Source organism: Pseudomonas sp. MDV22-iso1 (genome assembly GCF_058145095.1).
The window spans coordinates 137254-159454 of record NZ_JBYVMF010000015.1; the positions used below are offsets into that span (position 1 = coordinate 137254).

The window sequence follows — 22201 nt, forward strand, 5'->3', positions numbered from 1 at the left end:
CATGTGTGGAATTGTCGGCGCAGTCGCAGAACGTAACATCACCGCCATCTTGCTCGAAGGCCTGAAACGCCTCGAATACCGTGGTTATGACAGCGCCGGTGTAGCGGTCTACACCAACGACGAAAAGCTGGAGCGTATGCGTCGTCCGGGCAAAGTCAGCGAGCTGGAACTGGCCTTGGAAGAAGAACCTCTGGTCGGTCGCCTTGGCATCGCCCACACCCGTTGGGCCACTCACGGCGCTCCGTGCGAACGCAATGCTCACCCGCATTTCTCTGGCGATCTGGCGGTGGTGCACAACGGCATCATTGAGAACCACGAAGCGCTGCGTGCACAACTCAAAGCGCTGGGCTATGTGTTCACGTCGGACACTGACACTGAAGTCATCGCGCACCTGCTGAACCACAAACTCAAAGACCTGCCTGACCTGACCGTTGCGCTCAAAGCCACTGTCAAAGAACTGCATGGCGCTTATGGTCTGGCCGTAATCAGCGCGAAGCAGCCGGACCGTCTGGTCGCCGCCCGCAGTGGTAGCCCATTGGTCATAGGTTTGGGCATGGGCGAGAACTTCCTCGCCTCCGACCAATTGGCCCTGCGTCAGGTCACCGACCGCTTCATGTACCTGGAAGAAGGCGATATCGCCGACATTCGCCGCGATAGCGTGCAGATCTGGGATGTAAACGGTCAGGTTGTCGAGCGTGAAAGCGTCCAGTACCGCGATGGCGCCGAAGCTGCTGACAAAGGCGAATTCCGCCACTTCATGCTCAAGGAAATCCACGAGCAACCGGCTGTGGTGCAACGTACTCTTGAAGGTCGCCTAAGCCCGAACGGTGTGCTGGTACAGGCATTCGGTCCACAGGCTGCCGAGCTGTTCGCCAAAGTTCGCAACGTGCAAATCGTCGCCTGTGGCACCAGTTACCACGCCGGCATGGTTGCCCGTTACTGGCTGGAAGAGCTGGCCGGTATCCCGTGCCAGGTCGAAGTCGCCAGCGAATTCCGTTACCGCAAAGTGGTTGTGCAGCCGGACACCCTGTTCGTGACCATCTCCCAATCCGGCGAAACCGCCGACACACTGGCAGCCCTGCGCAACGCCAAAGAACTGGGCTTCCTCGCCAGTCTGGCCATCTGCAACGTCGGCATCAGCTCGCTGGTGCGCGAGTCCGACCTGACCCTGTTGACCCAGGCCGGTCGCGAAATCGGCGTGGCCTCGACCAAAGCCTTTACCACCCAATTGGTCGGCCTGTTGTTGCTGACCCTGTCCTTGGGCCAGGTTCGCGGTACGTTGGGCGCAGGCGTCGAAGCCACCTTGGTCGAAGAGCTCCGTCGTCTGCCAACTCGCCTGGGTGAAGCCCTGGCCATGGACAGCACCGTGGAGAAAATCGCCGAATTGTTCGCCGAGAAGAACCACACACTGTTCCTGGGTCGTGGCGCGCAATTCCCGGTAGCAATGGAAGGGGCTCTCAAGCTCAAGGAAATTTCCTACATCCACGCAGAGGCCTACCCGGCCGGTGAGTTGAAACACGGCCCGTTGGCGCTTGTGGATAACGACATGCCAGTGGTGACCGTTGCACCGAACAACGAGCTGCTGGAAAAACTGAAGTCCAACCTTCAGGAAGTCCGCGCCCGTGGCGGCGAGCTGATCGTCTTCGCAGACGAGAAGGCCGGCATGACCAACGGAGAAGGCACCCACGTTGTGCACATGCCGCACATCCACGACATCCTGTCGCCAATCCTCTACACCATCCCTTTGCAGTTGCTGTCGTACTACGTCGCCGTGCTGAAAGGCACTGACGTTGACCAGCCACGTAACCTGGCGAAGTCGGTGACTGTGGAATAAGTTATCCACAATCTGGTTAACGCGCTTGGTTTCTGACAATAAAGACTGACACAAAACAATAAAGACTGACACTACACAACATAGATTGACACAAGGCCGAAACCCCCGTATTTACGGGGGTTTCCATTTCTGGGCTGAGCCATCGGTCTAGATTCTCCGCTTCGTTTCGCTCCGAGAGTAGGCTAAAGAGCGCTGTGCCATCGGCAGATGGTGGACGATTTTTTCCTATAACTATTTTCAGGGCGAGGAGAGGCGGTCCCGGCGGACGAAGGAGGTAGCATTGCGCGGTCGTAGGTTTTCGTCAGAGATAGACATTCAGCGGCACATTACGAATGGATTCGGTAGCGGAGCTGGTGCTAGTTATCTGCCGTGGCTGCGCGTCCAAGATGTGCCTTCCAGAGGACGCTCCCACAAGATCCAAGGTGTGAAGATCGATCGCCTCCATCACCTCTTTTCTGACCTAGAACGCGCCTATTTTTTGGTATGTGAATTTTCGGAAGATGTTGTGGATATACGCGAGCAGTATCCATTGCTGCCGCGAGAAAGTGCTCAAGCAATCGCTAGCTCTATCGGAGTGCGATACCCCAAGTATCCGAAGACAGTGCTTCCTTACGTTATGACCACGGATTTTTTATTAACAATAAAAAAGTCCGATGGCAGCTTTAAATCCGTAGCCCGAACAATCAAATACCGCAGCGACCTCGAAGGCAAACAAGCCAGGAGAACGTTGGAAAAACTTGAGATCGAAAAACGTTTCTGGGTTGGTCAACACGTCGATTGGGCCATTGTCACTGAAGAAAGGTTCAGTCCCGATTTGATTAAGAATTTAGGCTTGCTCAGGAAGTTTGCTCAGCTGCCGCGCGCCTTGGCTGAGCCCTCATTACATTCAGATTTTCTGGAGCACTTAACTAGCTGCCGTCCATACCCGTGGAGTACGGCTGAAAGTCTGAGAAAGATTGCCGCACGTTTATTTATCTCCTATCAAGATTCTCGTGCTTTATATCATCACCTGATATGGGCCAAGTCGATCAAGGTAGATTTGGTTGGGACTCCCATTCAAATGACTGCACCACTACCAACCTTTGAAATTATCGAAAGCCCAATAAAAATTTCACTGGCGGCGGAGGGCTTATCATGAAAGTCCAAGTCAATGATATTTTTGAACCGGTCACTGAGTTTTCCGTCGTGCCTGGCATCGTTAGAGTCTTGTATCTCAATGAGCAATACGATGCGGTAGTTTTGATCCAATTAACGGACCCGCCACGCCAACCGATTGGTTTGGGCTTGGAAGAGCTTCGCGGCTCCGTCATAGCAGGCGATACGAAGCCATCCAAGATTGTTACGCCTGAGTTTCTCTTAGTGCTAGAGGATGACCTAGATGAGAAAAAGAAGCGGGAAAGGGATGAAAAGTGGAACATCATCTCGCCCCTGATCGACTCAGATTACCCAGGTCAGATATTCGCTCCCGGTGAAATGGGGCGAATGGTGGGCGCTAGAGCTGTTGAGCTTGGCATGCAGCGCAAGAGTATCTATCGACTTCTGTACCGTTACTGGATCAATGGCCAGGTTCGAAATGCGCTCTTGAAAAACTACGCGGGCGTCGGAGTACCTGAGCGCAAGTATGATCCCGCAAAACCACCCGGCAGGAAACCACGATACCAAGGTATTGCCGTTTCGCCGACCAAGCTTATTGATGCCGTGGATAAGCGCTGTATCCGTGTCGGTTACTCGTTATTCGTGGGGGATAAGACTTCTACGATAACCAGCGCCTATGTCGAGATGCTTAGAAGGTTCTACACAGCGAAAGACCTTTCGAAAAATCCAGAATCGAGTGGTCGCCTCCTACCCGATTCGGAAATTCCTTCTTTCAGGCAGTTCGATTATTGGGGAAAGCAATATTTCGACGAAGTTGAAACTGAACGCGGGCGTAAGGGAATGCGGAAGTGGCTAAAAGATTGCCGCCCCCTTTCTGGAACCGTACGTGACTGGCTTCGCGGCCCCTGCCATCAGTTTGAGATCGATGCCACCATTGCTGACATTTATCTCGTGAACGGCTACTCCAGGCGGATGCTCATTGGACGGCCGGTGGTGTACGTCGTCATCGATAGCTTCTCCGGCATGATCGTCGGTCTCTACATCGGGTTGGAGGGGCCGAGCTGGAACGGAGCCAGGCAGGCGCTGTTCAACGCTTTCACTTCCAAGGTTCAGTTTTGCGCTACCAACGGGGTTACAATCGATCCCGAGGAATGGGCCTGTCACCACCTCCCACATCACATCTACGCTGATCGAGGCGAGATGTTGGGGAAAGCAGCTGAAGGTCTTGCCACTGGCCTGAATATCGAGCTGGGAATCGCTCCGCCTTACCGGCCGGACTGGAAGTCGATGGTGGAGAGTCGGTTCGGTATCCTGAACGATTTGACAGGCATCAGGTGGCTACCAGGTGGCGTAGCGGCTAGGGAGAAGGAGCGTGGCGAGCGAGATTACCGACTCGACGCGACGCTGAGCATGAAGGAGTTCACTAAGATCATCATCCAGTGCGTCCTTCACTATAACCGCTTTAACCGGCAGCCCGACAGGCTCACTCAAGAGATGATGAACGACGGTGTCGACCCGACGCCGGTAGGTATTTGGACTTGGGCGTTGGAAAATGGCCACGTCGAACCAAACAATCATCCCGATGAGCTGGTCTATCTCCATTTGCTTCCGCGCGAGCAAGCAACGGTGCAAAAGGGTGGTGTGCTATTCCGAGGGATGCACTATGTCTGTGATGTAGCGATCGAGAACAACTGGTTTGCGAAAGCCCGTAGCCGCGGGGTTTGGTCTATAGAGTGTTGGTATGACCCAAATTCCTCAGCACATATTTGGATCCGGGGAGACAACAAACAGTTCATCCGTTGCGATTTGCGGAAGTCTGACAGCAAGTATGCTGATTATCGATCAGATGAAATTTTCGACCTACTCGAAGCTTACCGCCAGGCTCCACCGACTCATAAACGCGCTGAGTTGGAGAGTCGGATTTCGCTTCTAGAGGAGGTTAATCAAATCGTCAGTGGTGCGATGGCTGAGCGAAAAGAAGAGCCAGCCCCTGCGACCAAGGCCGAGATGATTGGAAATATTCGTGAGAACCGCGCTGTTGAACGCCTCAAGGAGCGGGAGACCGCCCATGTGCCAGAGGGTGTGAGGATTGAGCCGCCTGGGCAGAAGGCAGAGACCGCCTCAGAACGCTCGGAGAACTTTGCCGGCCCTCGCAGCGCTCAGGTCATCGATATGCTCAAACGACTCCGCCCAGGACAAAACTAATGAAAGGCGCCCAAGTTTTCGCAAGCTACACCAAGCAGGCGATAGCGGACTACGCGGGAAATCCGCTCATCGAAGCGCTGCCACCTATCTTCTCAGAAGAGGTAGCAATGCAACTAATCTCGAACTTCCCCCGTCCTGTTGATCCAGAAGAGCTCACCCTCGACCGATCGACTCGGGTTCACTGCATCGACCGATTGAGAACGGTGGTCCAGCCTTTGTTGGTCCACATGGATCTGGAGTCCGTATTTTCATTGCTGGTCCGACGTGGGTACGTGGGACGCAACCCGACCTCTCCAGATACTGTCAGACATCTACACTCGCTTTCGGGCGCACAGCGCTACCACGATGGATTCAAGTCCACTGCCGAAACGTTCAGTCTGGTTGGCCTTAGTGGCATTGGGAAGTCCACCGCCCTTGAAGCCATTTTGAGCCTCTACCCTCAAACGATCCGACACGAGCGTTATGAAGGAAAGCAGTTCGTTCATACCCAGATCACCTGGCTCAAGCTTGACTGCCCCCGAGATGGGTCGCTGGCAGGCTTCTGTCAGCAGTTCTTCTATGCGGTTGGGCGAGCGTTAGGTGATGAGGATTACTACAAGCGGTATCGGGCTCGGAACATCAATGACTCGTTGCAACAAATGGAGCAGGTTGCGAGTACATTTTTCATCGGAGCTCTGCTTATCGACGAACTTCAGAACCTGCACCTGGCGAAAACTGGGGGTAAGGACAACATGCTGAATTTCTTCCTCCATCTAGTGAACAACATCGGCATTCCCGTGGTGTTCATCGGGACAAATTCGATGATCAGCCTATTTTCGGACGTCATGCGCAACGCAAGGCGTTGCTGCGGCGTCGGGGTACTCGAATTTAAACGCTTTGAGAAGGACGATGACGAGTGGCGAATGCTCGTTGAAAACCTCTGGAGCTATCAGTGGTACCAGCAGCCGGTGGAACTGACCGAAGAAGTGTTTGATGCGCTGTATGAGCATACACAAGGCGTCACCGACTTTTTGGTGAAGCTTTTGGTGCTCAGTCAGAGGTATGCGATCCAGAGTGGTTCAGAATGCGTTACCGCCGAGACAATCGCGTTGGTGAGCAACACCAAGATGCAGATATTGAAGCCTGCTTTGTCCGCCCTGCGAAGCCGAGATCCGAAACGGATGCGGCAGTTCGACGATTTGCTTCCGATTGAAGACCAACTTAGCGACATGATGGCGTTCGATGGTTTGGCTCGGCCGGAGCGATTGGCGTTGCTGCGCAGTGTCATCAGTCGCAGCGACAATAGTGCCCCAAAGCCTAATGCGGCGCCCGTTAACCCAGTCAAATCGCAGCCGCCTGCGGCGGTGGCGGTTGAGACGTCAGAGGCACAGGCGTTAAGTGAAAGTGAAGACTCCATTGAGGCGTTGAAGAGCGCCGGTTGGATAAACAGCGATCTATTTGAGTTCTCTCCGTTGTATCGGAAGGGGTGAATAAAAGGTGACGAAATGGGGCTTAAATTCCATTTCTTTCCGGCCGTTTTTCACGATGAGACGCTTCACAGCGTCCTTTCAAGATACGCCCGGCTCTGTGGCGTACGTAGCTGCAGAGCCGTTTTCGATGGAGCGCAGTCCGCAAACTTCTTCTCGCAGAACGTGGCATTTCCGTGTCGACTAGTTGAGCTTGCCGAGGCGCTGCCGATTGGCACAGGCCTATCGCTAGCGGAGGTGATAAAGCGCCACACGCTGCTGCCCTACTACGAACCTTTTTTGACCCAGCAACAGGTGGACGACGCCTATACCTTGATGGCGGGTAACGGCGAAGGGTTGATGCTAAGGTTGGGGTTAATTGCGAGTCGACTCGAGTTCGCTTCGAGAGTGCGATTTTGCTTCGACTGTATCGACCAGGACATGGCCTGTGTGGGAGCAGCGTACTGGCACCGTGTGCATCAGCTTCCAGGCGTTTTGATCTGTCCCCACCATGGGACCCTGCTGAGGTTCCTTGATTACCGCTGGTTGAGCCGAAATTCTCGACGAATGCACTTACCGGACGACGAAGACGTTCAGTCCCACTCCATTTCGTTAGACATCCCCCAATATCTACAACAAACACTGCACGAAATAGCGCAGCGTTCATTGCAGGTGCTTGAGAGAGATGTTGCTCCACTATGTCCACATGCGATTCGCTCAGTGCTTTTGGATAGTTCAATCGCCTTGGAACTGGCTTCCGGCTCTGGTCGGCTGCATTTGGGCAGATTGGCGCGGCACATGTCTGCGTTCTTTGAGGCTCTCCCCTCCTCAGGGGAGTACTCGATACTGAGCAAATCGTCAGCGGATATACCGGCGGCCTGGGTTGTGAAGCTTTTGCGTAAGCCGAGGGGCACCCATCATCCGCTGAAATTCATCCTGCTGGCCTGCGCGCTGAAGGTCGACATGGAAAGGATCCTGCGGCAGAGCGGGCCTGTTACTGAGGCGCTTAACCGAACAGGCAATACCGAAACTACTAGAGAGCGCGAGGCCGACGGACCTCAAATCCAGCGGACAAGCGCCAATGAGTATATGAGCGAGGCATCAGAAGCGATCTGGACGCGGGCACTCTCGGGGGCTGACGCGATGACCATAGCGTCAGAAACGGGGAACTCGGTTACGTGCGTTTACCGAATGATACGCGCGATTCCGGATGGACCAGGCCGATGGAAAGAGGCGAGGCTTTCGAAACAGCTGGGTGATAGGAGGAATCGATTTGAGGGTGATTACAGGGCTCGCCTAGCTCATGAGTGTCGAGATTATATGTGGCTTCATCGAAACGATCGGCAATGGCTGTCCGAGCGCACACAAGAGCCAGGTAAAGCCCACAAACCGTGCGGTCAGCAGATAGAGAGATTCAAAGATCTCGACCTTAACCTTGCCAACGAAGTTGTTCAATGCGCTGAAATGTTACGAACGCTTCCAGGTAAACCTGTCCGTATCTCACGGACAAAAATAGGCAGAGAGCTTCATGCGTTATCTAGGTTTGAAAAGCAGCTCAACAAGCTGCCGCACTGTGCGGCTGCACTGGCAGCCGAATGCGAAACCCTTGATGCATTCCATAGGAGGCGTTTGAGCTGGGCCGAGCGTAAGCTAAAACTGGACGGCAAACCAATTACTCAATCATCGATATATCGAACAGCATGTATCAGAAAACCGCGCACAGGGGGACTGCATTCTGATTCTAGTATGGATATTTGCTCTGTAACTCCGTCGCCAGAAGCCCCGTCAATGAGCAACGCGCGTAGATTTGCTGTGTGAGTTTTTGGCGAAGCAATACATGAAGGGTATTTATATGTGTTCGGTATTATATTGCGACACCGAATAAAAAACGGCGGATTTTTTAAAGTAGTAGATGGTGGCTGTTCGCTACTGTGTTGCGCTCATAAAAATCCTTGCCTGGGTACAGGGTGATATGTGATAAAAGTACTTCCTTCACAGGATTCGCGTCCTACCAGAACCCACGCTAAAAAGTCGGCTACTCATGTCCAGCATTCTTTTTTTTCCAATATCGATGTCAGACGAGACACTGTTATCTCGCATCACGAGGTATCATTTTTTGTCCGGGAACAAAACCGAGGCAGAAACTTTCCGTGATCTTTTTGGCGTTGCACCATTCCAACTATCGATTATACCTAAGCAATTAGAAAATCTCGCGTCTCGATTGCCGGGAATTAAAGAAAGCAACTTGGCTGAGCTGCTTGAAATTAACACTACGTTTCCAGCCTACAAACCTTTTATAGGATTATCAAAAGAACCATCTAAGGAGATGGATAGAGTTTTATCAGATGTTGCTCGAGTGCCTAGGAGAGAGGTTACTAGGAATAGCAGAGCCAAAATTTGCTTGGCCTGTGTGCAGGCCGACCTCATAGAGTCTGGTTACGCGTATTGGCACCGAGCTCATCATGTGCCGGGCGTTACAGCCTGCTGGCGGCACGGCGAGGTGCTTCTTCAATCTTGCCCGAATTGCTCTCACCCTTTCTATCGTAGAAACAAATTATTACCTAGTTTGACCGACGGTTGTGTTTGTGGGTGGAGCGCTATTAAACCTGCGAACCGCTTACTAGCCTCAAATGAAGAACGAGAATATGCAGTTTTTGTAAATGATATTCTACAACGCAATTTGCCATCCGTGGATTATAAGGTTTTGGCTGCCTGTTACCGGCGTCAGGCAAAGAAGCAAGGGTTTGTTCACGGCAATCTGATTGGCACTGCTAAATTATTCAGCAGTATTCGTGATAAGTTCGGCGATGAAATTATTTCGAAAATTGACATGGCGTACGCAGCTGGGAGACGACATCAATGGATTAGACTATCGACAACAAGAGGTCAAATCGACATGCCGTTGGCGCGGCATCTTCTAATATCTCTCCATCTTTTTGGTAGTGCAGAAAAATTTGAGAAATGCTTGGCAGAAGAGTCTCTACTTACTAGTTTGGTAAACCCGATGGTCCGTCTTAAAGAGAGAGCTTTGCCGGAAAGTAAAAAAAAGGGTTATCGAGAAAAAATCTCGATACTACTTGAAGTCAAGCCAGGTATTGGTATGGACTATCTTTGGGTCAATGCTTATCAAGTAACACGTTGGCTCAACGAAAACGATAAGGACTGGTTGTTGGGTAAAATTACAAGTGGTGTAAAGCAGAAGAATATTGTCGAGCCGGTGGTGAGCGATGAGGACGAAAGATACGCAAATATACTCAAAGAAGGCGTGGAAAACCTGTACCGCATCACCCAAAAACAGGTCCGAGTAAATATCAGTAATATGCTCGCACTTTTACCACGAAAAGTAAGTAGGGAGCGCGCGACTCGAAAGTCGTTTCCATTGGTGTCAGAACAACTTGAGCTTCATCTAGAATCTCTTTGGCACTTTAGATTACGGAGATTTATATGGACGATGTCGGAGATCGCGAGGCTTAAGTTACCCCCAAACAGCTCCAGCTTAAAATTATTGACTACGGTACCACATGTGGCTTGCCAGGCTCTTATAAATCACTTCGAGTGGGATTTAGACAACATGGTTAAGGAAGGTATTGATGGTGAAATGATGCTTAGAAATGCCGGCGTCTCGCGGCAATGGGAAGGGCCACCAGGTTACGATATGCCCATGGGCGGCAATGCATACATGGAGATGATTGCGTCCACTTCAAAGCTCTAGTAGATATTTTATGGAATGGCACAGCAATGCTCTGGATTCGGTGATCCCTGAGGCGTATTGCTGGGCGGGGGATGTCACTTTTTATACTGACCCTGCGGCACGGCGATGGGGCATTGGACGTGCACTCTATTAGAGGCTTCAGCAGAAACAAGGGCTACATGCCGCTCACGCCGGTATCGCCTCACTCAATGCCGCAGACATCGGTATTCATGAAGCCCCGAATTCACTGCCATTGGCACCTATCCCGAAGCGGGATTCAAGCATGGGCAATGGCATGACGTCGTTTACTGGCGCAAGCCACTCCAGACGGCGAGACCACCGACCGTAATTGTGGTGTTCAGTGAGGCGAGGGATACGTAGAGCTGTAGGTCTTGAAAGCGTGAGCCCGCGATCAGAGGTATCGCGGGGTGAATCAGACCGTAGCGACGGGACAAGCATCAGCTTGTGAGGATAGGAGTCAAATTTTGCGCACTGTTCATCGGCGTTGAGACCAGGCGCTTTACGGGCAGCTATGCTGACTGGAGTGATTGATTATTCGACTCGATTGTTGAAGTGGGTCGGAGGGACGAATGAATCTTGAGGGCCTAGCCGAACTGCTTTCCGGTGGCGAAAAACTACCTGGATGTGAGCTAGCTCATTCAGACGCCTTGGCACTGGTCGGATTTTACTTCCCTGGACGCGCCTATTGTCTAGTCGCTGACTGGACAGTGGTTGATATAGCGGTCTCTCCCCGTCAGTTAAAGGCCGTTGCTAGAAGAGGAGTCACTCCTACTTTGGTCAACGCTTTATGTGTTATCCACGATAGCAAAGGACGTTTCCCTCGCGGTCATTGGGTGAGAACCTCATTGGGTGTTTCCTTCACCCATGATTGTCTGTTCGAGACTAAAAACACCGTGTATGTGTTGATGGGACCCGGTCGAAGGGTACGAACAGATCTAGACGTTGCGCTGAGCCTGTACTGAAGATTCGCTGGTGCGCAATGTGGCAGCCGTCGACGTTCAGCGTTTTAGGTTTCGTTCTCCGCAGCCATCCCTATATTTTCCCGGTGCTTACCAAGACATGGCGTTGGCCACGTGTCAGCGATCGTCCCCTTAAAGGGGCAAAGGGAAAACTGGAATAAATTGTGGTCCCGCATGTTTCACTTTGATCAAAAAACGTACAATAAAACGCACTTAAGACCAATCTGGTATTAACTAATCATACCAATAATTAAGACTTAAATATCAATGACATAGCTATCTTATCGCTGGCGCCTATATCTAGATAGTAGGGCCGCTTGATATTAAAGTTTGTCCTGTAACCATTTTTCCAGAGGTTCTCAGGCATGAATCCTGTCTTGATTGTTATTGATAAAGCGCTCTCCGCTGATCCGCTGACACTGTCGTTGTGTTGTATCTTGCTGCTGAGTGCAGGCTTGCTGGCTATTGCTTTGAGGTCGAAATGAGTGAATCTGAGAAGCCGCGTTCTGTCCTGTCGGAATGGGCGAAGTTACCTGCTGACTGGATTCGCAAAGGAGGATTGGCGAAATTTGCAGACGAGTCTTATTCGGTGAATACCTTCTGGTTGAAGGAAGATAAATCAGCAAGAAACGAATGCATCTCCGCGCTTAGGCTGTACCTGGCGCTTTGCTGTCGAACAGATTTCGCGACTGGCAAAGCGACCGTTACATACGTGGAGCTAATTAGGATCACTGGCCTGTCTCGACCAACGATTGCCAAGTCGTTAACGCGACTTGAAACCGAGGGGTTGATTCAGCGGCAAGCGCAGGCCCTCAGGAAGGGGTCATCTATTTTGATCTGTGGATGGGTCGAAGCTAAAAGCTGGGCGAAGTTACCAAAACGCTGGCTTTATGACGGCTCGCTTGGTACCAAAATTTTGATGTTGGCTGAGTTCAATTTCAGTAGAGCATCGTTGTCGGCGTTGAAGGTGTACATCGCCTTGCTTGCGTATAGAGATTCGAATCGCGGCGGTATAGCTACGTTATCTTATGATCGGCTTTCACTGATCACAGGTGTCAAGAGGCACCACATCGCTGATGCAATCACTCGGCTGTACGATCTGAGAATGATCTCATTCAGACAGGGGGACTTTTCGGAGGCGTCTGATTTTTCCAGGACAAACCGTTATTTAGTCCGCGGACTGGGGATTCACTGGACGAATTTTGATGACGGCGAGATATTGCCAAATACGCGTCATAAAAAACGCCCAAATGAGGCTGATGTTGCAGCGGCAAACAGTTTTATAGCGACGCCAAAGTTAACCAGCTTATAGCGGTGTTCCGGGATCGACCTTGTATAAAATTGATTTTAGGGACGAAGGGCAAAGGGTGGAAGAGTCATCGCCTTTTTTGTTTGTACTAGGACCAGGCACTGTTTTTTTGCACGCGTGACCGCGTTGTAAAGCAGTCGTCTTTGCTGCTCGTCATCCCCACGGATTGCCGCTGGCCAAAGCACTATCACCAAGTCGAACTCTCTATTTTTTGCGCCATGAACCGTAAGTGCTCGAATGCCCGGTCCATCGCGTGAACTTAGGCGCCGCTGGTTAGAAAATAACTGCCTTATGGTGTCTTCCATCTCCTCGCGCAGAAATAAAGTCTTCCCCTTCGCCCTGCGCTGCTTTTCAAGCCATCGAATGAAGTCCTGAGCAATAGACGGAGGCTTTCCGATCATCAGGGCTGAGGCTTCGGTGTGCGTGGCTTGTTCCGGTAAAGCGAGTCCCTCAATAAAAGCGTTGGCAAGGCTGGTCTCGGACTCCTCCAGAGTTATGGTGTATGGACCGTTTCCTTTACCTGTCGTTTTAGTGGTGACCCAGGTGAGGACGTCACGGGCGAATTTCCCCATTGTTGGCGTGATGATCGCCACGCGATTGCCCCATTTATTCCAAGCAATGCCATTTGAAACGTAAGAAGCGGCGAGAGCTGGATTGGGGGTCAGGACAGTTTTGAAAAGCCCAATAGATTCTGGAGCCTGCGCAGACCGTATGGCACCGGCGGCGGCAAGAAGATTTCGATCTGACGTACGCCACGGCTGTTGTAGCAGTGCGTCGTTACCAACAGCCGTTAACCACTCGCACGCTTGGTTGGGACGTAGTTCTTCGATGAGACATTGAAACTCATCTGAGGCAATTAGTAGGTCCATGTGGGGCATCATGGATTGCACGATTCTCAGCCGATTTGGCGTGAGATCCTGTGCCTCGTCCACTACTACTACTGGATACGTCGCGGCGACCCAGCGAACAACGACCTCGTGAGACAAAAGCTCCGCAGCGACGTGGCAGACCACTTCGTAATCACTAACTTGCGGGTGCGCCATGCCAGACTGCTGGATAAGCGACTGCCATCTGCTGACGATTCGCCAGGCAAATCCATCGATCGTTGTGCACTCATACTGACGGCGTAGTGCCGCGACTCCAGCCAATCGATCGTCCAGGCGCCTGCGCGATCCATGCATGAAGGTAAGGGCTAAAACCTTTTGAGCCGCTAGTAGCAGCTGGCCTTCCAACCTCGCTGCTAGTGTTGCCATCAGTTGAAAAGTCTTTCCACAGCCGGCCGCCCCAGAGAACGATTGGATGGTCATGGATGGAACACCCAGACGCCTTGTGGGTCAGCAACGAAGTGTGCGTTGGCGGTTCCCGCGCATGCAAGTGCCAAACAGCTAAATAACTCTGCTGCTCGGGCGCGACACAGGGGTGAGTTAACGATTGCGTCGGCAACGGATTCGTAACAGATCACGTCCACTTTTTTATTTTTTAAGTGATCGACGATATCCGATACGGTTGAAGGGGCAGCCTCTGTCAACTCAGCCAGTGTTTCGATGACATAGTCCCCATCTGCCGCGAGAATCCAGCCGATGGCGTCCTCAATCATTTCGTCGTTTGCCCAGCGGATTATGGATGAGGGAGCAGTAGGCCCCTCGAGAAGGCTGGTGATATAGCGCTTTCCGTCCCTATCACCATCCACCAGGCAACAAACTTTTTGATGGGTAGCCGATAGCAGCTGGAAGATCTCGACCACTTTGGCGTCCTCCGTGGGTACCACTCCGATTTCAAGACCGAACATAGCTTGCATGTTTGTAGACCAACCTTCGGTCAACATCAGAGGTCGCAGAACAGTTTTCAGCAGCAGAAAATCAGCACGGCCTTCGGGCACCAATACACACGGGTGCATAAGCGCAGAAAGTACGTCCACGCGACTTTGTTGGAAGAACTTCCGCTTCCAGTTTTGGGCATTCGGTAGCAATGGCTCGGCCAAAAAAGGTAGCGCCGAGAGGTAGCCATCTACGTTGCGGAGGATCAAGACGGAGGTCGGATCTGACACGGCGGCTATCAATGGGGAATGCGTGGTTATAAAGGTTTGGGTCGAGAGTGCCTGTACTCGTTGTACTAGCTGTTGTTGTCCCGCAGGTGGTAGGTGAAGCTCAGGCTCCTCAAGGGCCATCAAGAATCCTTCACCGGCTGCTGCACGTCCTCGACCCAGTTCCAGGAGTAGTAACAAGCCTTGCAGAGACACTAGACCGCTACCTTGCCTGGCCGCAGGTACTCCTAATCCCCCGACGACAGCAAAATGTGCCGCTACAGAATCGAGGAGCGATCGGCTATCGGTGCTCGTCACTCGCAGTTGAACAAGAGGGGCGTTCGGTATGCATCTCGCTAACTCTGCGTTTACGTTTTGAATCAGTGGTGAAATCCGGTCATCGTTCTCGATGGGAGCTTCCGGACTTCTGAGCCGATCGCGCTCGGCTAAGATTGCCTCAGATGGCTGGGCTGCTGCTGCTTGCAGCGTGCGTCGGAATAGCTCACTTCCCCATGAGAAAACTTTGTCCCAGGTTCGGCTCGCACGTACAAGATAAAACCCGATTTCTTTGATCAATCGCGGAGGGACGCCTACAGGGGAATCCTCAGCAAAGGGATCCATCGGATTATCATGGTCGTGGAAGTACCGCACCATCTCGACTGATAGAGAGTCGCGGTCAAAATAGGCTTGAGCAGCAATTTGGCAGCAGAGCTTCGAGGCCTGGTCGGTACGAACAGTGCTGATGGTGCCGCTGGTTTCGTCTAGCCATTTTGGGACACCTCTACCATCCCTAAACCAATCCGTATTTTGATAAGGATCTTCGGAAGGAAAATCTGTAATCGTTGCAACCAGCTTTATCCTATCGGCGGGCTGGGGGTTGGAACCAAAGAAGTCATGTTCGGTGAGCTCTCGGATCATGCGCTCCCGTCCAAGAAGAAGCGTCAAGGCTTCTATCACGGTGGTTTTGCCGGTGTTATTGGCGCCGATCAGCACCGGATGGTCTTTGAAATGAACGCTTCCTTCGCGGATACCCCGAAAATTACGGATATCCAAGATCGCTACTCTCATCGCATTTCCTTTGGATGCAACAGGCGGCTAGTGAGAACTACCTTTCCAGACGCCGCGCCTTTGCCGACCCCCGGGATAGTTAATATAGGAGAGTTTTTTGCACACCTTGGCCTTTCCACGCTTTGTGCGTGATGTAGGAGGTTGCATCTAGTTTGACCATCCGGTGGCATCACCATCCGTTTCTGCCTGGTATGTTGCCTTCAGTCGCCGTTACACCGGGTTTGGGGAGCGAGCGGGCAGCCGGCCTTGGATTGCTCAGAGTTTTCCCTATTCTCAATCAGAGCCGGCAATCAGGCTCTGTAGAGGGCTGTCTGTCTACTTCAGAGGAGCCGAGCGATGTGCTTACTATAATTCAGGTTCACACCCTCAGAGCCCTTAGCTATGGCGGTGGGTTTTCTAGGGTTCAGCGCAAAATCTGGCGGAGTGGCAACACATGACCATGCCCTGCGAACGTACTCGGAGCATCATCCAAACAGGCGAGTTTTTGCGTGAACTCTCCAGCGATCAGACCCTTCCGGAATCTGTTCGCCAAGAGGCAAAACGCCTCCTGCGGCATTACCCAGAACCATGGGTGATATTTGGGATCGGTTCCTTCGAGGAGTTGCTTCAAACGAAGGATCCGAGCGACCCAACGCGAGAATTCGCGATAGTGGTCCACACCCCCCAGTTGAGCTCCAGCATTGACCGATAGGACTGGCCATGCCTCAGCGCTCTGGACGCTGGACTAGCTATTGATGACTACCCTTTCGATCGTGTGTTCCGTTCCAACGTGAACCCAATATTTCTCAGCCCGTAATGGCGTTTTTTACGCATTCGCTTCCTCTCCTAGCTGCGCGCAAACGAGCTCATGGAGCGTGCCAAGCCGCTCTCCATGATATGGGGAATATGTATTTTTGAATGAGGGGCTCGTATATGGAACTCTAGCGAGTTCTGATGCTGGTATACAGCGTGCACCGCCAAAAAATTAAATTCCTAAGAGTTGCGCTCACGAGTACAGGGGACACCTTACAAATAAGTAATATTCGCGGCAGCTTTCTGAAAGGTACCATTGGTTATCCTCTAGTCAGAAGTAAGTGAGCTCTAGGAGAAAATCATGAAAGCATTAAAAGCACTTTTCGCCGTTTCTATTTTAACCTTGTCTTCATTAGCCATGGCTGAAGGCGGCGGTGACCGCGTTTACGGTCGGATGATGAAAGAAAACCAACAGGCGATGGAGCAATATGCCTTAAAAAATGGGAAGGCCATCCCTGAAGTTGTTCACTATGAATATGGTATGAACCTCGATATTCAGAAGGTGGTCAGTGTCACACAAGCCAACAAAACCTGTAGTGTTGCGCCTTCGCGCATGACCTATGAAGACTCGGCGGGTAAGCTTAATACCGTGGAGTACAAGATTATGGGTACCAACTGCCCACATGGAAGCTAGCCCATAATGGTCATATCTATGTCAGATCATTCAATTACGCTTTTTAAGCATGCTTACTGGTCGCTGATATATAAGTAATTTTCAGGTCACGCTGGAGTTATCTTTTGTATGAAATTATGTCTGCCGGTACGTAGAGGGAATCCCTACGCGCCGATGGCTTTTTATAATGATTACTACCGCGCGGTCGACGAGGGAAAAAAAACTCCTAGGCAGCTTTGATAACAACATCTGGAGTGGCAAAGCCGGGGTCAAATTCGGCGTCCAAACGGTGACCGTTGGCTATCAGCGCAGCAACGGCAATGACGACTTTGATTACCTGCGCCAATCGGACTCGATTTTTCTGGATAACTCCATCCAGTACAGCAACTTCAACTCACCGAAAGAGCAATCCTTGCAGCTACGCTATGACCTGGATTGCAAGCTTTCGGCATTCCGGGCCTAAGCTTCATGACTCGCTACGCGAAGGGGTGGGACGCTGATTATTCCAACGCGAACAGCGTGTATATGCGTCGCGGAGCAGATGGAGCGCCCTTGCAAGACCAAAATCGGTGGGAGCGAGACATTGAGGCTAGGTACATCATCCAGTCAGGCTCTCTGAAGGACATGTCTCTGCGTGTTCGCCAAGCAACCACGCGTGCTACCGATTTCGAATCTGATTTGGATGAGGTCCGACTGATTGTCGAGTACCACTGCAACTGTTTTAACTAGCGCTAACCTGCGGCACCAATTGTTCGATTACTAGATACACCCCGTCTCCTTGTTTCTCCTTTGGTTTGGGAGGCGGCTTAGGCGCCCTAGTGGCGCCTTTTTTTTATGTGGATTGACATAAGGGCGGGACATTCAGGATTTCCATGCGCCAACGAAACTCTTACCCAAAACACTTCAAGGCCCAGGTTGTTCAGGAATGTCTGCAACCGGGCGCAACCCTATCCGGCGTTGCCATCAGCCACGGCATCAATGCCAACGTTACCGACGCAGCGTGCTAGTGAGATTGATCAACTACTGCCGCATCGGTGGATGCCGGCCTGAGTCACGCAAGGTGAGTTGGGCAGATGCTTACCGCCCTTTACACATCAAGGCTTGAGCAACATCCAGCCCCCCATCCCCACCATCACTAGGTTTTCAGTCAGTGAAACGAAGCCCAGCGGCACGTTGCTATCGCCGCCCACGCAGGCGCATTTGAGTTCGCGTTTATCGATGTACACCGCCTTGAACACCGACACCGCGCCCACCGTGCCGAACACCGCCAACACCGGGCGGTATTGATTGGCCTTAGGGTCGGCGACCGGCTTGCCGAAAAAGCGCCGAACGTCGTCGTAGCCACCGATGCGCTGGCCGTCGATGTAGGCCTGCGGGGTGGTGTCCACGCCTTCCCGACGCTTGAAGTCATCGGTTTGTTCGCGCGTGCGCAGCCAGTGGTCGTCGACGCTATAACCCTCGCGCTTGAGCAGGTCACGGGACTTGAGCCCGAAGGGGCATAGGTGTTCTGGCATGACCATGCGGTAGAGCACGGCGCGTTTGTGGGGAGCGGTCATCTTTAGCTTCTCCTTCAGGCTTGTCTAAATGACTGCTCGCGCTTGGAGAAATTCAAAGACCGCGCCGGGCGGCCTGGTTTTGTACGGAAAGTGGCTGCGCTCGGCCACGCAGGGTTTAAAACCAAGCTCGGAATGCTCATTTACACCCAATAAACTCCGCTTCCTCGCTTGGTTATGCCTAGCCTGGCCTTCGCTCGCCGGCTTTTCAAAGAACCACTTCGACTGCGTGCGCATCGTTTAGTTGAGGGCGTTATAGAGTGGGGCTGAGGGGAGCAGCAGGAGAGGCGAACAGTAGCTCATTGTCTGGGCGTGTGGCTGAGCGCGGAATGGACGGTATGTGTCCCGCTGCATGGCTATGACGCTAACCATGCAGGGGCAGGATTGAGGGGCCAGATTAGTTTCCGGGGTATTCAGCAATGACCTGGTCTGCGCCTGCTTTGGGCAAGCCGATTACCTGATAAGCATCATGTTTTCCGTTGACTTCCATGCCTGGAGATCCAGCCGGCATGCCAGGAACGGCGATCCCGAGAAGGTCGTCACGTTTGCTCATCGCAATGATTTGCTCGGCGGGCACGTGACCTTCAACAAACTTTCCATTGATCATTGCTGTGTGGCAGGACGAGAGTCGTGGAGCAACACCGAGATTCTGCTTGACCGCGCTCATGTTGGTTTCTACATGATCAACGACGGTGAAGCCGTTAGCTTCAAGGTGCTGGATCCACTTCTTGCAGCACCCACAGTTAGCGTCACGATGGACGTCGATCGTCAGCGACTCTGCTGCATGACCAGCTGAACTGATAAACAGAGCCGCGAATGCAGCAAGGCGAAGTGCCCGACCGGGACGAAGAAAGTTATTTCGCATGGGTATGCTCCTTCCCATCAGCGTGGGTATGAGTTTTTGGCTGAACGGCCGGAGTTGCAGCAGCGTCATGTGACGCCTCCACAACCGGAGGATGGGCGTGTTCGGTACTTTCAACCTGAGAAGGCGCTGCGGCCGCCTCATGGGCATGGGCGCTGTTTCTCTCGCCATGATGGTCGCCTGCTTCGGCTATCTCTTCGACTGCACCCGCATCATGATGCGCAGCGGCAGCCCCTTTTTGGCCCTCATGCTGGCCTTCATGGTTATGCATTTTGCTCTCGCCGCCACCGTGTTGATGACCACCGCTGCTGGTTGCCAGAGCGTTGTATTGCTCTGCATCCAATGAAGGCAGCTGCTGGAGAAAAGCGACCATTCCCCATATGTAGGGATCGGCCATGCTTTTACCCCAAGCGGGCATGCCTGTGGATTTGATTCCATGCTTGATGATCCAGAAAGCTGCGGCAGGGTTTCCATCAACGCCCAGTTTTGAAAGATTTGGAGGTGCAGGGTAAAGGCTATTACTTAACTCGGTTCCTGCAATACCCGGAGCCAGATGGCAACCGATGCACATAGAGTTGTAGTTGCCAGCACCTGCGCGAATGAGAGCTTCTTCGCTCAGGTCGGGGACTTTAATGTCGCGTGAGCGCACTTCGATCGAGCGATCTCGAGCGGTGGAAAGTAGGGCTAAAACGGGATCGGAATGTGGATCATCCGCCCCAACATTGATCACACCAAAATACACCACGCCGGCACCTACTATTGCGGCGACCACACCAGCAGCAGTCAATGTTTTCAATGTTCTTTTCATGTCAGGCTCTTAAAACCACATCCGAATACCGGCGACAAATCGCGCCTCGTTCGCATCCTCTCCTTCATCGCTGGCCAGGTCTGCCGTATTGCCGTAGGAGCGGCTCCAGCTAACCCCAATGTAAGGGGCAAATTGGCGAACAATCTCATAACGCAATCGGAGCCCTACTTCGGTGTTTGCCAATCCAGACCCAATGCCGCGCTGAGGATCATTTTTTCCGTAAAAATTGGCTTCGGCCGTCGGCTGCAAGATCAGGCGATTGGTCAGCAGAATGTCATAGTCGCCTTCCAATCGAGCAGCGGTTTGACCGTTCTCACCGATGTAGGCAGTCGCTTCGGCTTCAAAGTTATAGAGGGCCATACCCTGAATACCGAGCGCTCCCCAAGTTTGTGGTGACCCGGGCTTGAAGTCTTGTCGTATGCCGGTGACGACATCCCACCATGGACCGATGGAATGCCCCCAAAGTGCTGAGAGTTCAGCGTTTTCCGTTACGCCATTGGTACGTTCGCCTTCCGAGCGCAACCACAGTCGGTCAACGTCACCGCCGATCCATCCTTTTGCATCCCAGGCCAATGCACTACCGTTGTCAGCATCCTGGTACTCAAACTTATCCAGCAGCATGAAGGAGTTGAGTTTTTTGTCGTGGACACCATGACCAGCAACATCTGGAAAGCCGGCTGCACGGTCAGCGTCGGTAAGTACGGGGACTGGGGTTCGACTGGTGGTAGTCGCCCCTCCATCCATACTTTCCATTCCGTCCATTTGCCCGTCATCCATACTCATCTTGCTGTGATCCATAGTCCCCATCTTGCTGTGATCCATAGTCCCCATCTTGCTATGGTCCATAGCTCCCATTGAGCCGTGGTCCATCTTGGAGTGATCCATCTCTTCAGCGGCGTGAGCCACGACAAAGAAAGCAGGACTGGTAGAGACTGCCAGTGCCATCAATGTTGGGCGTAAAAACTTACTGGTCATGATCTCAATCTGCCTTTTTGGTTTTTTGGTCATGATCCATCGACTCATGGCTCATCTTGCTGTGGTCCATTGACCCGTGATCGGGCTTTGACTCGTTTGTCGTAGTTGCAGGCTTGCTCGTTGCTTTTGCAGGAGTAGCAGGTGAATGATCACTACTATCTTCGACTGCCCGCGCCACGGACGAGAGTCCACCCATCAAGCCGATGGCAAAGAGGCAACCGACCAGCGATTTACGATTTAGGTATGTGCTCACAGATCGTCTCCTTTACTCATCAACCCGTACTTCACGGAACATGCCCATTTCCATATGGAAAAGCAGGTGGCAGTGATAAGCCCAGCGACCTAAGGCATCAGCGGTGACTCGATAGCTGCGCTTGGTACCTGGTGGCATGTCGATTGTGTGCTTGCGCACCATGAACTTGCCGTTCTCATCCTCAAGGTCGCTCCACATGCCGTGAAGGTGGATGGGATGGGTCATCATGGTGTCGTTCACCAGGGTGATTCGAAGACGCTCCCCATACTTCAGACGAAGTGGCTCGGCGTCAGAAAATTTGATTCCGTTGAAGGACCAAGAAAATTTCTCCATGTGACCGGTCAGATGAAGCTCAATGGTGCGATTGGGTTCGCGACCGTCAGGGTCTTGGAAAGTGCTTTTCAGATCTGAGTAGGTGAGTACTCGACGACCATTGTTCCGCAAACCGATGCCTGGATCGTTTAGCTTTGGCGTTGGGTTCATGGCTTGCATGTCAACCAAGGGGTTGTTGGTTTCGGACGCTGGGTGAGTCTGCATTTCGCCCCCCATACCGCCCATCCCTGCCATCTTGCTGTGATCCATGCCGGCCATGTTGGACATGTCGCCTTTGTCCATTCCAGCCATTTTGCTGTGGTCCATACCGGCCATGTTGGACATGTCGCCTTTGTCCATTCCAGCCATTTTGCTGTGGTCCA

At 52.4% G+C, this 22201-nt stretch carries 19 protein-coding genes and 1 pseudogene; 12 read left to right on the forward strand and 8 right to left on the reverse strand.

The features are described 5' to 3' along the window. Position 1: 1 nt before the first annotated feature. The 8 genes from glmS to AC3ZVB_RS18100 all read left to right on the forward strand — a co-directional run bounded on the left by glmS (position 2) and on the right by AC3ZVB_RS18100 (position 12562). Positions 2-1834: a glutamine--fructose-6-phosphate transaminase (isomerizing) gene (gene glmS, locus AC3ZVB_RS18065; RefSeq protein ID WP_162437617.1), complete on the forward strand. Its 1833-nt coding sequence runs from the start codon at positions 2-4 to the stop codon at positions 1832-1834. Positions 1835-2114: 280 nt separating this feature from the next. Continuing rightward, positions 2115-2972, forward strand: coding sequence for a TnsA endonuclease N-terminal domain-containing protein (locus tag AC3ZVB_RS18070; RefSeq protein ID WP_490147308.1), 858 nt, complete (start codon positions 2115-2117; stop codon positions 2970-2972). Then, positions 2969-5134 (forward strand): Mu transposase C-terminal domain-containing protein, encoded by a 2166-nt coding sequence (locus tag AC3ZVB_RS18075; RefSeq protein WP_490147309.1) that lies wholly within the window; start codon positions 2969-2971, stop codon positions 5132-5134. The genes AC3ZVB_RS18070 and AC3ZVB_RS18075 overlap by 4 nt, the downstream gene beginning before the upstream one ends. Further along, positions 5134-6603, forward strand: a complete 1470-nt coding sequence (locus tag AC3ZVB_RS18080) for an ATP-binding protein (protein ID WP_490147310.1) — start codon at positions 5134-5136, stop codon at positions 6601-6603. The genes AC3ZVB_RS18075 and AC3ZVB_RS18080 overlap by 1 nt, the downstream gene beginning before the upstream one ends. A gap of 15 nt (positions 6604-6618) precedes the next feature. Further along, a complete protein-coding gene (locus tag AC3ZVB_RS18085; RefSeq protein WP_490147311.1) occupies positions 6619-8397 on the forward strand; it encodes a TnsD family Tn7-like transposition protein in 1779 nt (592 codons plus the stop codon). Between the two features lie 223 nt (positions 8398-8620). After that, positions 8621-10291 (forward strand): TniQ family protein, encoded by a 1671-nt coding sequence (locus AC3ZVB_RS18090; protein WP_490147312.1) that lies wholly within the window; start codon positions 8621-8623, stop codon positions 10289-10291. A gap of 569 nt (positions 10292-10860) precedes the next feature. Then, on the forward strand, positions 10861-11253 hold the full coding sequence (locus AC3ZVB_RS18095; protein WP_490147313.1) for a DUF6957 family protein: 393 nt from the start codon (positions 10861-10863) through the stop codon (positions 11251-11253). A gap of 478 nt (positions 11254-11731) precedes the next feature. Next, complete coding sequence (locus AC3ZVB_RS18100; RefSeq protein WP_490147314.1) at positions 11732-12562, forward strand: MarR family transcriptional regulator; 831 nt, start codon at positions 11732-11734, stop codon at positions 12560-12562. 35 nt (positions 12563-12597) lie between these two features. Here the strand turns inward: AC3ZVB_RS18100 and AC3ZVB_RS18105 are convergent, their stop codons facing one another. Continuing rightward, the gene (locus AC3ZVB_RS18105) at positions 12598-13866 is read right to left on the reverse strand and encodes an ATP-binding domain-containing protein (RefSeq protein ID WP_490147315.1); all 1269 of its coding nucleotides are present in this window, start codon (positions 13864-13866) and stop codon (positions 12598-12600) included. Then, positions 13863-15650, reverse strand: coding sequence for an ATP-dependent nuclease (locus tag AC3ZVB_RS18110; protein WP_490147316.1), 1788 nt, complete (start codon positions 15648-15650; stop codon positions 13863-13865). Before AC3ZVB_RS18110 ends, AC3ZVB_RS18105 begins: the two co-directional genes overlap by 4 nt. A gap of 439 nt (positions 15651-16089) precedes the next feature. Here AC3ZVB_RS18110 and AC3ZVB_RS18115 point away from each other — a divergent pair, with 439 nt between their 5' ends. The 4 genes and pseudogenes from AC3ZVB_RS18115 to AC3ZVB_RS18130 all read left to right on the forward strand — a co-directional run bounded on the left by AC3ZVB_RS18115 (position 16090) and on the right by AC3ZVB_RS18130 (position 18062). Then, positions 16090-16341: a BPSL0761 family protein gene (locus AC3ZVB_RS18115; protein ID WP_490147333.1), complete on the forward strand. Its 252-nt coding sequence runs from the start codon at positions 16090-16092 to the stop codon at positions 16339-16341. Between the two features lie 402 nt (positions 16342-16743). Next, positions 16744-17076 carry a DUF2790 domain-containing protein gene (locus AC3ZVB_RS18120; RefSeq protein ID WP_490147317.1) on the forward strand — a complete coding sequence of 111 codons (333 nt, stop codon included), beginning with the start codon at positions 16744-16746 and terminating at the stop codon, positions 17074-17076. 168 nt (positions 17077-17244) lie between these two features. Further along, positions 17245-17784 (forward strand): annotated as a pseudogene (locus tag AC3ZVB_RS18125) (OprD family outer membrane porin); the annotation flags it as partial. Positions 17785-17927: 143 nt separating this feature from the next. Further along, positions 17928-18062 carry a transposase gene (locus AC3ZVB_RS18130; RefSeq protein WP_490147318.1) on the forward strand — a complete coding sequence of 45 codons (135 nt, stop codon included), beginning with the start codon at positions 17928-17930 and terminating at the stop codon, positions 18060-18062. Between the two features lie 87 nt (positions 18063-18149). Here the strand turns inward: AC3ZVB_RS18130 and AC3ZVB_RS18135 are convergent, their stop codons facing one another. The 6 genes from AC3ZVB_RS18135 to AC3ZVB_RS18160 all read right to left on the reverse strand — a co-directional run. Next, entirely contained in the window at positions 18150-18611 is a 462-nt protein-coding gene (locus AC3ZVB_RS18135; protein WP_490147319.1) for a thioredoxin domain-containing protein, read from the reverse strand. Between the two features lie 394 nt (positions 18612-19005). Next, positions 19006-19473, reverse strand: coding sequence for a DUF411 domain-containing protein (locus AC3ZVB_RS18140; protein ID WP_489345190.1), 468 nt, complete (start codon positions 19471-19473; stop codon positions 19006-19008). Further along, positions 19463-20278: a c-type cytochrome gene (locus AC3ZVB_RS18145; RefSeq protein WP_490147320.1), complete on the reverse strand. Its 816-nt coding sequence runs from the start codon at positions 20276-20278 to the stop codon at positions 19463-19465. The genes AC3ZVB_RS18140 and AC3ZVB_RS18145 overlap by 11 nt, the downstream gene beginning before the upstream one ends. 9 nt (positions 20279-20287) lie before the next feature. Next, entirely contained in the window at positions 20288-21286 is a 999-nt protein-coding gene (locus AC3ZVB_RS18150; protein ID WP_490147321.1) for a copper resistance protein B, read from the reverse strand. Beyond that, positions 21258-21506, reverse strand: coding sequence for a hypothetical protein (locus AC3ZVB_RS18155; protein ID WP_490147322.1), 249 nt, complete (start codon positions 21504-21506; stop codon positions 21258-21260). Before AC3ZVB_RS18155 ends, AC3ZVB_RS18150 begins: the two co-directional genes overlap by 29 nt. Before the next feature lie 12 nt (positions 21507-21518). Then, on the reverse strand, positions 21519-22201 hold a 683-nt coding region (locus AC3ZVB_RS18160), incomplete at its 5' end, for a multicopper oxidase domain-containing protein (protein ID WP_490147323.1).

Bases quoted from the DNA above. Each gene is read 5' to 3' on its own strand.
- glmS (WP_162437617.1), top strand. From the start codon at position 2: ATGTGTGGAATTGTCGGCGCAGTCGCAGAACGTAACATCACCGCCATC.
- AC3ZVB_RS18075 (WP_490147309.1), top strand. From the start codon at position 2,969: ATGAAAGTCCAAGTCAATGATATTTTTGAACCGGTCACTGAGTTTTCC.
- AC3ZVB_RS18080 (WP_490147310.1), top strand. From the start codon at position 5,134: ATGAAAGGCGCCCAAGTTTTCGCAAGCTACACCAAGCAGGCGATAGCG.
- AC3ZVB_RS18085 (WP_490147311.1), top strand. From the start codon at position 6,619: ATGGGGCTTAAATTCCATTTCTTTCCGGCCGTTTTTCACGATGAGACG.
- AC3ZVB_RS18090 (WP_490147312.1), top strand. From the start codon at position 8,621: ATGTCCAGCATTCTTTTTTTTCCAATATCGATGTCAGACGAGACACTG.
- AC3ZVB_RS18095 (WP_490147313.1), top strand. From the start codon at position 10,861: ATGAATCTTGAGGGCCTAGCCGAACTGCTTTCCGGTGGCGAAAAACTA.
- AC3ZVB_RS18100 (WP_490147314.1), top strand. From the start codon at position 11,732: ATGAGTGAATCTGAGAAGCCGCGTTCTGTCCTGTCGGAATGGGCGAAG.
- AC3ZVB_RS18105 (WP_490147315.1), bottom strand. From the start codon at position 13,866: ATGACCATCCAATCGTTCTCTGGGGCGGCCGGCTGTGGAAAGACTTTT.
- AC3ZVB_RS18110 (WP_490147316.1), bottom strand. From the start codon at position 15,650: ATGAGAGTAGCGATCTTGGATATCCGTAATTTTCGGGGTATCCGCGAA.
- AC3ZVB_RS18115 (WP_490147333.1), top strand. From the start codon at position 16,090: ATGCCCTGCGAACGTACTCGGAGCATCATCCAAACAGGCGAGTTTTTG.
- AC3ZVB_RS18120 (WP_490147317.1), top strand. From the start codon at position 16,744: ATGAAAGCATTAAAAGCACTTTTCGCCGTTTCTATTTTAACCTTGTCT.
- AC3ZVB_RS18130 (WP_490147318.1), top strand. From the start codon at position 17,928: ATGCGCCAACGAAACTCTTACCCAAAACACTTCAAGGCCCAGGTTGTT.
- AC3ZVB_RS18135 (WP_490147319.1), bottom strand. From the start codon at position 18,611: ATGACCGCTCCCCACAAACGCGCCGTGCTCTACCGCATGGTCATGCCA.
- AC3ZVB_RS18140 (WP_489345190.1), bottom strand. From the start codon at position 19,473: ATGCGAAATAACTTTCTTCGTCCCGGTCGGGCACTTCGCCTTGCTGCA.
- AC3ZVB_RS18145 (WP_490147320.1), bottom strand. From the start codon at position 20,278: ATGAAAAGAACATTGAAAACATTGACTGCTGCTGGTGTGGTCGCCGCA.
- AC3ZVB_RS18150 (WP_490147321.1), bottom strand. From the start codon at position 21,286: ATGACCAAAAAACCAAAAAGGCAGATTGAGATCATGACCAGTAAGTTT.